The 8,911-nt window shown below is 59.6% G+C and carries 10 protein-coding genes; all 10 read left to right on the top strand.

The window, feature by feature from the left end; genetic code table 11:
- The first annotated feature begins 73 nt into the window (after positions 1-73).
- The 10 genes from BUE38_RS19880 to lhpI all read left to right on the top strand — a co-directional run bounded on the left by BUE38_RS19880 (position 74) and on the right by lhpI (position 8,632).
- A complete protein-coding gene (locus BUE38_RS19880; protein ID WP_073436993.1) occupies positions 74-265 on the top strand; it encodes a hypothetical protein in 192 nt (63 codons plus the stop codon).
- 266 nt (positions 266-531) lie between these two features.
- A complete protein-coding gene (locus BUE38_RS19875; RefSeq protein ID WP_073436978.1) occupies positions 532-1,566 on the top strand; it encodes a histone deacetylase family protein in 1,035 nt (344 codons plus the stop codon).
- A gap of 301 nt (positions 1,567-1,867) precedes the next feature.
- Positions 1,868-2,650 (top strand): AraC family transcriptional regulator, encoded by a 783-nt coding sequence (locus BUE38_RS19870; protein ID WP_073436992.1) that lies wholly within the window; start codon positions 1,868-1,870, stop codon positions 2,648-2,650.
- 68 nt (positions 2,651-2,718) lie between these two features.
- On the top strand, positions 2,719-2,937 hold the full coding sequence (locus tag BUE38_RS22770) for a hypothetical protein (RefSeq protein ID WP_143166411.1): 219 nt from the start codon (positions 2,719-2,721) through the stop codon (positions 2,935-2,937).
- Positions 2,938-3,173: 236 nt separating this feature from the next.
- Positions 3,174-4,277 (top strand): TRAP transporter substrate-binding protein, encoded by a 1,104-nt coding sequence (locus tag BUE38_RS19865; RefSeq protein WP_084542058.1) that lies wholly within the window; start codon positions 3,174-3,176, stop codon positions 4,275-4,277.
- Between the two features lie 74 nt (positions 4,278-4,351).
- Positions 4,352-4,909 carry a TRAP transporter small permease gene (locus BUE38_RS19860; protein ID WP_073436977.1) on the top strand — a complete coding sequence of 186 codons (558 nt, stop codon included), beginning with the start codon at positions 4,352-4,354 and terminating at the stop codon, positions 4,907-4,909.
- Complete coding sequence (locus BUE38_RS19855; protein ID WP_073436976.1) at positions 4,909-6,186, top strand: TRAP transporter large permease; 1,278 nt, start codon at positions 4,909-4,911, stop codon at positions 6,184-6,186. Before BUE38_RS19860 ends, BUE38_RS19855 begins: the two co-directional genes overlap by 1 nt.
- Positions 6,187-6,225: 39 nt before the next feature.
- A complete protein-coding gene (locus tag BUE38_RS19850) occupies positions 6,226-7,260 on the top strand; it encodes a histone deacetylase family protein (protein WP_073436975.1) in 1,035 nt (344 codons plus the stop codon).
- A gap of 39 nt (positions 7,261-7,299) precedes the next feature.
- A complete protein-coding gene (locus BUE38_RS19845) occupies positions 7,300-7,656 on the top strand; it encodes a RidA family protein (protein ID WP_073436974.1) in 357 nt (118 codons plus the stop codon).
- 1 nt (position 7,657) lies between these two features.
- Positions 7,658-8,632 carry a bifunctional Delta(1)-pyrroline-2-carboxylate/Delta(1)-piperideine-2-carboxylate reductase gene (gene lhpI, locus BUE38_RS19840; protein ID WP_073436973.1) on the top strand — a complete coding sequence of 325 codons (975 nt, stop codon included), beginning with the start codon at positions 7,658-7,660 and terminating at the stop codon, positions 8,630-8,632.
- Positions 8,633-8,911 lie beyond the last annotated feature (279 nt).

The following is an 8,911-nucleotide window of genomic DNA, read 5'->3' as shown; positions in this document are numbered from 1 at the left end:
TGTCTCCATGGGTCGACATGGGGGGCGGGCAAAAACCTGGTATTCTATGTGCATCAATGATGAGGAGAATACCATGCGAATCCTGTTGCCTGTTGCGGTACTGCTGGGCGCAACGCTGCTGGCGGGGTGCAGTTACCATCCCGCACGTATCAGCCCTGAGCCGTTGATCATCCTCGATGACGATCATCGCCATGATGATCGTTACTACGATCGTGGCCGTGGAGGCTTCTGTCCGCCGGGGCAGGCGAAGAAGGGACGCTGCTGACCAGGATCAAGATCTGTTGCGTGACAGCAACTTTTCAAATGCTGTGTGGTTGATGTTCGATGGCGTCGATAGCGTGGTACGGCGGAGTTGAGCAGGCCATAGAAGCCGAGAAATGCTCGCATTGAGTTGAACTGAATGCTGGTATTTCAGGCCGGTTTTCCTGCAATATCACAGGGATCCCCGTGTAGCTGACCTCTCGACGAGAGGTATCCGGTTATGCCGGACTGACAGCTCACGGGGGCTGTTTTGACAGGAGACCCATGCCGATGAAACTTTTCTATCACCCTGACCAGGAGCGTCATGCGCCGCCGTATTTCTTCAGGCGCGGTGCACTGTCCGAGTCCCCAGACGGGCCCCAGCGGACGGAATTGCTGAAGCAGGGAGTGGCAGAGGGCGGGTTCACCCTGACCGAGCCGACAGAAGTCGATAGCCCCAGGCTTCGTGAGCGGCTCAAGGAAATCCATACCGAGCGGTATCTGGAGTTTCTCGAGACCATCTATCGTCGTTGGCATGACCTGTCGGATGGCAGTGATGTCGTTGCTCCCAGCGTTCACCCCACAGCCTCTGGCAAGCACTATCCAAGGCATCCGGCCGGGCAGGTAGGGTGGCACCTGCATGATATGGCCTGCCCGATGGTCGCTGACAGCTTTCACGGAATTCTGGCCAGTGCGGCCACCGCTCAGGCCGCCGCCGAGAGTATTGTCGATGGTGGTGGTTCCGCCTATGCCTTGTGCCGTCCGCCAGGTCATCATGCCGGCCCGGATCGTGCAGGCGGTTACTGCTTCATCAACAATGCGGCGCTGGCCGCCGTGGTACTGCGCGAGAAATTCTCCCAGGTAGCGATTCTCGATATCGATCTGCACCACGGTAATGGCACCCAGGAAATCTTCTATGATCGCGGTGATGTCTGGACCGGCTCATTGCATGCTGACCCCAGCGACTTCTATCCGTTCTATTGGGGTACGGCAGAAGAGCAAGGCATGGGGCCGGGGGATCGCGCCAACGTCAATATCCCACTGCCGGTCGGCAGTGGCGGAGAGGTATTCCAGTCGGGTATCGACCACTTGATCGATGCCATGGCGAGCTTCAGCCCGGATGCTCTGGTGGTCTCGCTGGGCTTCAATGCTCACAAGGATGATCCCCTGGCGGGTATGGGGTTGGAGACCCAGGATTTTGTCGCCATTGGCCGCCAGATCGGTGAGCTGGGCTTGCCAACGGTGCTGGTTCAGGAGGGTGGTTATCCGACGCCGGCGCTGAGTCACAATCTGGCGGCTTTCCTGCGAGGCTTTACCGACGTTTGATGCGGATGACACGAAGCGTGCGCGGTACAGCACAGGCCTCTGCCGGGTTGATGCCGCGCCAACCCGATCGCGACGGTGGCGATCCTGTCGTTCGTCACCGACATGACTGCGTTGATCCCCCGTGATTACTGACCACCTTGCTGTCTTGCCAGTACTGGTGAATAGGGGCATGGTTTGAGGTGCAGGGTGTTGAGATACACTTGCTGTTGAGACACCTTGCTATCGCGATAGCTGGTATTGAAATAACTGGTATTGAAGCACCTATCATTGAGACACCCCTGGCCTCATGGAGAGCGATGCCATGTCCGTCATCGATCTTCGGGCTTGTACCCTGACCCGGGAACACGTGGCCCACGTTCACCGCCATCATCAACTGATTCTTGCCACCTGCGGCAGTACCGAGTTGGCGATAGAAGGTCGTGGCGACCGAATTACCGGGGCGCGTGGATGCCTGATTCCCTGCGGCCGTCACCATGAGTATCAGGGGGACGGCCAGAATCGTACCTTCGTCCTCGATGTGCCGGTTACTGGCCTTGGAGGGGAACGTGAGTTGATCGATCGTCTATTCGATCAGCCGCGTTTCTTTGTCGTCCCGAATGGTCTGCAGCGTATGGCGGATAGCCTCATGCCGCAGCTCGAGCAATTCCCCGTATTGCGCAATGAGATCGCCGTACTGTTGCTGCGTGCACTGTCTCTGCAGCTACGCGACGATGATACCGCGCTACATACCTTGAAGGCTCCGACAACGGTCAGTGAACGCCTTGACCTCGAGCGTATCGACAGCTGGATTGATCGTCATCTGGCCGATGAGATTCGAGTCGATGATCTCGCTCGACAGTGTGCCCTGAGTCCGGGCCACTTCCATCACTGTTTCCGCCTTGCCACCGGGACGACCCCCCAGTCTTATGTGCAGAGCCGCCGATTGGCGCATGCGCAGGTACTTGTCGAGCGCGGTGACCTGTCCCTGGGACAGATCGGTGTCCAGGTGGGCTTTCGGGATCAGGGGAGTTTCTCCAGGGCCTACCGGCGGCAATTCGGCGCCCCCCCTTCATGTCAGCGACGGGCTCTCGGCAGCAAGGGCTGAGCGCGCGTTCCGGCTGTCCTCCCGCCACATTTCACGATATTAACCCGGCATGCTTTCATGTTGGGTTAATGGCGGCACAGGGACGTGCCGCCGTCGGCCATCAGGCCGACGCGAGACCGCACCACACTGGCGCAGATGCGCGGATCTGCGCCAGTGTGGTGTGGACGAAAATCAAATCGATCAGGACGAGCTATTTGATTGCCATGTTAATAATATCTGGCCGCAAGGCCGGTCCAGCGCCTGTCTCCTTCGCTCCCTTTGCCTCCTTCACCGCCTTGTCCCTGTAACCAGGAGCCACGCCAGGCAAGAGTCACTTCAGAAAGAGCCTCTTTAGAAAGAGCCTCTGCTGGAACAGCCCATTGGGAAGTCGCTGTACTGACACCCTGGTCCTGGGCAAATTCTGCGCAGTCTCGGGCAAGCGCCGGCTGCAGTCAGCGACCAGGCTGAAACAATGCAGGCGGGCTGTGTGCCCCCGGCTCGCGCACTCCCGACGGCTCCACAATAATGACAACAGGAGGCAGTCATGCCGACTTTCACGCAAGGTACGAGTCATGCCGGATTCACGCATCGTTGGCTGGTAGCGGTGACGTTGCCACTGGTACTGGCTGGAGCCGGGCAAGCCCAGGCGCAAAGCCACGAGATGGCAATTGCCACGCTGATCCCGGAAAGCCTGACCAACAACAGCATCTATCCGGCGCTGGTGCACTTCAAGGAGCTGGTCGAGAGTCGCACAGATGGCGATGTGGTGGTGACGATCTTTCCCGGCGGCCAGATGGGCTCCGAAGTCGAGACCGGGTCTCAGGTGCAGGCCGGTGGCCGCGCATTGCAATCGACGGTGCTGACCTCCGGGGCCATGTCATCCTTCTACCCCGAGTACCAGGCGGTGACGGCTCCTTTCCTGTTCGACAACTGGCGTCAGGCATGGGCGTTCTTTGATGGTGAATGGTTCGCCGATTTCATGCACGGGGCCATCGAACAGGCCGATATGCGTTATCTGGGCACCTTCGATGATGGTGGTGGCTTTGTGGCCTTCACCAACAATGAGCGTCTGATCAAGACCGTGGAAGACCTTGAAGGCCTCAATATCCGCACCGAAGAGAACCCTGCCCACGTGGCCACCATGGAGGCGCTGGGGGCATCGGCCACGCCGCTGCCATGGGGGGAGCTGATTACGGCACTGGAGACCGGACTGGCCGATGGTCAGTTCAATGCACCGGTGATCAACACCACCTTTGGCCTCGACGAAGTCACCGACTACACCACGCTGACCGGACATGTGTACAACAGTGCCAGTTGGGTCGTCAGCGACAGCTGGTTTCAGGAATTGTCCGAGGAATATCAAAGCGTGATCACCGATGCCGCGCGTGAGGCAGTGGCCTTGAGTCATGGGGCGTCGGCCATGCTGGCGACGGCCAGTTGGCAGGCATCCTGTGAACAGTTCAGCGAGTGCTACATCATGCCGGTCGCCGAGCGTCAGCGTATGTCCGAAGCCGCGCGCCCAGCATGGAGAGCCTGGATCGTTGATGACTTCGGGCTGGATGCTCAACTGGTCGACGATCTGCTGGCCGAAGTCGAGTCACTGGCTGAGTCGCTGCCACAGGAAGCCTACCAGCGTTACGGTCAGTGATGGCCGAGCTCGGATGCCACGCTGTTGGTGGCGTCCGAGCCTTCTCCATGCCTGTTGCCTGAGTCGAATTCATCATGCCTCTAGTTCGCTCGCTTCAACGCCTGAGTGATGGCGTCAATTATCTCGCCACGCTGTTCTGCATTGCCTGTGTGCTGGCCATGCTCGGGATTTCCTTCAGTGGCTTCCTGTATACCCTGGTGACCGGCGGGGCGCTCAGTTGGACCTACTCACTGGCGCGCTTGTTTCTGCCCTGGATCGGATTGATCTCTTCAACCATCGCGCTGCATTCAGGCGAACATGTGGCGATGACGCTGCTGGTCAAGTGTTTGCCTCGCTCCCTTGTGGTGGTGGCTGCAGTGGCGACCATGGTGGTAATGGCAGGTTTTGCCGTCTTGATGATGGTTTACGGTTGGGATTTCTTCATCCATTCCCGGCAGAGCTACATGGTGTCCGACAACATTCAGATTTCCTACAAGTGGACGACCTTTGCCGTGCCATTGTCCGGCGCCATTATCCTGCTTCATCTGAGTCAGGGATTCCGACTGCTGGAGCACTTTCTCGACGACGATGAGATCATCGAAAAGGTGCTGCATGACGCGGATACCGGTGCCATCGCCGAGGAGGGCCGCTGATGACTGCCGCCATTGTAGCTTTCATTGTTGTACTGGCGATTGGCGCACCTGTCGCCGTAGTGATGGCCATATCCGGTGTCGCTGGCGTGTACGAGCTGGGTGGTGAACGCCTGGTAGGCATCCTGGCGGATCGCATGTTTTCCGGGGTGTCAGGTTATATGCTGATTGCGGTGCCATATTTCATCTTCACGGCGGAGTTGATGAATCAGGGCGGGCTGACGCAGAAGCTGATTGCGTTCAACAATGCGTTGTTCGGCCGGATCAGAGGGGCGCTATCCCATGTCAATGTGACGGTATCGCTGTTCTTTGCCGGGCTGACCGGTGCGGCGATAACCGACACCGTGGCGATCGGCAAGATCATGATTCCCGAGATGAAGCGCCAGGGCTATGACGCAGAATATGCCGCAGCGATCACAGCCTGTTCGTCGATCATTGGCCCGATCATCCCTCCCAGCGTAGTGATGGTGGTCTATGCCACCCTGCTGCGTGATGTGTCAGTGATTGACCTGTTCGCTGGAGGCATCATCCCCGGCGTGCTGATGACTCTGGCGCTGCTGATTACCAGCATGGTGCTGGCCTGGCGGCGGGGCTACCCGAAACAGGCACCGACGCCATTGCGCGTGGCACTGCTGGCCTTTCTGTCGGCCTTGCCGGCCATGCTGGTGCCATTGATCATTCTCGGCGGCATCCTGTCGGGCATGACCACCATTACAGAAGCCTCCGGTTTTGCAGCCGTGTATGCCATTGTTATTGGCATGGTGTTCTACCGCAATCTGACTCTGGCCAAGGTGATGGATGCGCTGGTCACTACGGTCAAGTTTTCCGGTGTGGTGTTCTTTCTGCTCGCGACGTCGGCAGTACTGGGCTGGTTCGTGACACGTTCGGGCATCGCCCGCGATGCGGCGGCATTGATTACCACCATGAGTGATATTGCCTTTGTGCAGATACTACTGGTATGTCTGCTGTTGATCGTCATCGGTACGGTCATGGATGTGCTGCCCGCACTGGTGGTGATCGGTCCGGTGGTCGTACCGGCCATGGTCAGCCTGGGCTTCGATCCACTGCATTTTGCTATCGTCATGATCGTGACGCTCAACATTGCCAATGTCACGCCACCGGTTGGCATGACGTTGATGACGGCGGCGCGCATTGCCCAGGTACCCTATGAAAGGGCGATTGTGGCATCGTTGCCGTTCTACGCGGCCTTCATCTCGGTCGTGGTACTGCTGGCGGGCGTTCCGGCCCTTTCCACCTGGATACCCTCGCTGCTGGACTGATCGATAGCGTGAAAACATCAAGATCGGAGATCTGCCTGGATGAAACTGTTCTATCACCCCGACCAACGCTGCCATGCACCTCCGCAGTTCATCAGCCGCGGCGCTGTTGTCGAGTCTCCTGAAGGGCCTGGACGTGCAGAGAGATTGATGGAGGGCGTGGCCGAGGCCGGTTTGGCGCTGAGTACGCCTCCAGAGGTCGACAGCGTCAGACTGCGGGAGCGGTTGGCACAGATTCATACCCAACGTTACCTGACGTTCCTGGAAACCATTCATGCGCGCTGGAGCGCCATGCCCAATGCGTCGGATATCGTGGCGCCCAATGTTCATCCCTGTGGCGGTGGCCGACAGTACCCAAACCACCCGGTGGGGCAGGCAGGGTGGCACTTGCATGACATGGCCTGCCCGATGACCGAGGATAGCTTTCGCGGCATTCTCGCCAGTGCGGCAACGGCTCAAGCGGCCGCTGAAAGTGTTGTCGCTGATGGTGGCGCTGCCTATGCGCTGTGCCGTCCCCCGGGGCACCATGCCGGCCCGGACCGCGCCGGTGGCTTCTGCTTCATCAACAATTCTGCGCTGGCGGCAACCGTTTTGCGCGAGCAGTTCTCGCAGATAGCGATCCTCGACGTCGACCTGCATCACGGTAACGGTACTCAGGACATCTTCTATGAGCGCGGCGATGTCTGGACCGGTTCATTGCACGCTGATACCACGGAGTTCTATCCGTTCTACTGGGGTGGGGCGGACGAGCTCGGCGCGGGGCCCGGGGAGGGGGCCAACATGAATGTGCCACTGGCGCTGGGCAGTGGCATTGACGCTTTCCAGGCTGGTGTCGATCAACTGCTCGATGCCACGGCCAGCTTCAGCCCGGACGCTCTGGTCGTGGCGCTGGGGCTGGATGCTCACCGGGAAGATCCATTGGCCGGGCTGCAGCTGGAGACACAGGACTTCGTTGCCATTGGCCGCCAGATCGGTGCACTGAAACTACCAACGGTGCTGGTGCAGGAAGGGGGCTATCCCTCTCCCGCGCTGGCGCATAACCTTGCGGCATTCCTGCGTGGCTTCAGCCATTCCTGAGTCAGCCTTGTCCGACCTATCTTCATCAAGGAGAAAATGATGTTACCGACACTTCATGACAGCAACCAGCGCATGAGTCAGATCGCCGTGCACAACGGCACCGTGTATCTCGCAGGTCAGGTGCCGACAGATGCCAGTCAGGACATGCGTGGTCAGACCGAGCAGGTGCTGGCACGCATTGATGACCTGCTGGCGCGGGCCGGCTCCTCGAAGCAGCACCTGATTTCTGCTCTGGTGTGGGTGACGGATATGGCGGAATTCGATGAGATGAATGCCGCCTGGGATGCCTGGGTAGCGCCGGGGAGGCCTCCGGTACGGGCGGCGACAGAAGCCCGCCTGGCCAAACCTGAGTGGAAGGTGGAAATCATGGTGGTGGCGGCGTTGCCGGAGGGCTGAGATGCGATTCATTGCCGCACAGGAGGTCGCCCGTGGACTGGGCTGGCAGGCGCTCGTTGAGCGCCTCGCGGCGACATTTCGTCAGGGAATCGAGTCGCCGCCGAGGCATCACCATGCGATGCAGCGGCCCGATGGCGAAGCGACAATGCTACTGATGCCGGCCTGGGAAAAGGGCGATGATGCGGATCGTGGTTACATTGGCGTCAAGATGGTCAATGTCTTTCCACAGAACGCCGATCATGGCCTTCCTGCCATCTCCGGGGTCTATCTGCTCAGCGAAGGGCGTCACGGGCAACCGCTGGCGGCCATCGATGGCGCAGAGCTGACTCGGCGTCGTACCGCAGCCGCATCGGCGCTGGCAGCACGCGAGCTGGCGCGGGAGGATGCCGAGAGCCTGCTGGTGGTAGGAACCGGCAGGTTGGCTCCCATGGTGATCGAAGCACATGCCGCCGTGCGCCCGATTCGTCGGGTGCGTATCTGGGGACGCAACCCGGACAAGGCGCAGACGTTGGCTGAAGAATACCGTCAGCGATTCGACTGTGATGCGGTAATGGACCTGCGGTCTGCCTGTAGCGAAGCCGACATCATCAGTTGCGTCACGCTATCGACGCAGCCGCTGGTGCATGGAGACTGGTTGCGTGAAGGCACCCACCTTGATCTGGTCGGTGCCTTTCGTCACTCGATGCGTGAGACGGATGCGCGCTGTCTGACGCGCAGTGAAGTATTCGTTGATACCTATGCCGGTGCCTTTGGTGAGGCCGGCGATATTCTGCAGGCCATGGATGAGGGGGAGTTCACCCGACAGGATGTGCGGGCAGAGCTGGCGGAACTGCTGAGAGGGCAGAAGCCTGGTCGGTCGTCGCCTGAAGCGATCACCCTGTTCAAGTCGGTGGGGGCGTCGCTGGAGGATCTGGCCGCAGCCATTGAGGTATGGGAAAGCGTGGTGCCAGAAAGCGGCGTTGCGTCGTCACGGTGAGCCGGGGCCACGCAACACGATGAACACGCAGCACGGTGAAAAAGTGATATGAAAAAGCGGCATGAAAAACGCCACGGCGGTTGCCGTGGCGTGAAATGGGCAGGTTTCCTCCCTGAGGCGTCATCCGACGCCCTTTACTCCCTGTGACGCTCCTTGCGTCAGCGCGTCCGTGACGTACGTGGGCAGTGTCCTTTGCCTGCGCCTCCTGAAGGCACAAGCACACTATCGCCGACTGACATGACAGTGACGTCTCAACGATATGACGATGGTGTGACGGCA

It is taken from the genome of Halomonas cupida, from assembly GCF_900142755.1.
GTDB classification, from domain to species: Bacteria; Pseudomonadota; Gammaproteobacteria; order Pseudomonadales; family Halomonadaceae; genus Halomonas; species Halomonas cupida.
This window is presented reverse-complemented; position numbering and strand designations above follow the sequence as displayed.

Coding starts and splice junctions, on each gene's coding strand:
- BUE38_RS19880 (WP_073436993.1), top strand. CDS start 74: ATGCGAATCCTGTTGCCTGTTGCGGTACTGCTGGGCGCAACGCTGCTG.
- BUE38_RS19875 (WP_073436978.1), top strand. CDS start 532: ATGAAACTTTTCTATCACCCTGACCAGGAGCGTCATGCGCCGCCGTAT.
- BUE38_RS19870 (WP_073436992.1), top strand. CDS start 1,868: ATGTCCGTCATCGATCTTCGGGCTTGTACCCTGACCCGGGAACACGTG.
- BUE38_RS22770 (WP_143166411.1), top strand. CDS start 2,719: ATGGCGGCACAGGGACGTGCCGCCGTCGGCCATCAGGCCGACGCGAGA.
- BUE38_RS19865 (WP_084542058.1), top strand. CDS start 3,174: ATGCCGACTTTCACGCAAGGTACGAGTCATGCCGGATTCACGCATCGT.
- BUE38_RS19860 (WP_073436977.1), top strand. CDS start 4,352: ATGCCTCTAGTTCGCTCGCTTCAACGCCTGAGTGATGGCGTCAATTAT.
- BUE38_RS19855 (WP_073436976.1), top strand. CDS start 4,909: ATGACTGCCGCCATTGTAGCTTTCATTGTTGTACTGGCGATTGGCGCA.
- BUE38_RS19850 (WP_073436975.1), top strand. CDS start 6,226: ATGAAACTGTTCTATCACCCCGACCAACGCTGCCATGCACCTCCGCAG.
- BUE38_RS19845 (WP_073436974.1), top strand. CDS start 7,300: ATGTTACCGACACTTCATGACAGCAACCAGCGCATGAGTCAGATCGCC.
- lhpI (WP_073436973.1), top strand. CDS start 7,658: ATGCGATTCATTGCCGCACAGGAGGTCGCCCGTGGACTGGGCTGGCAG.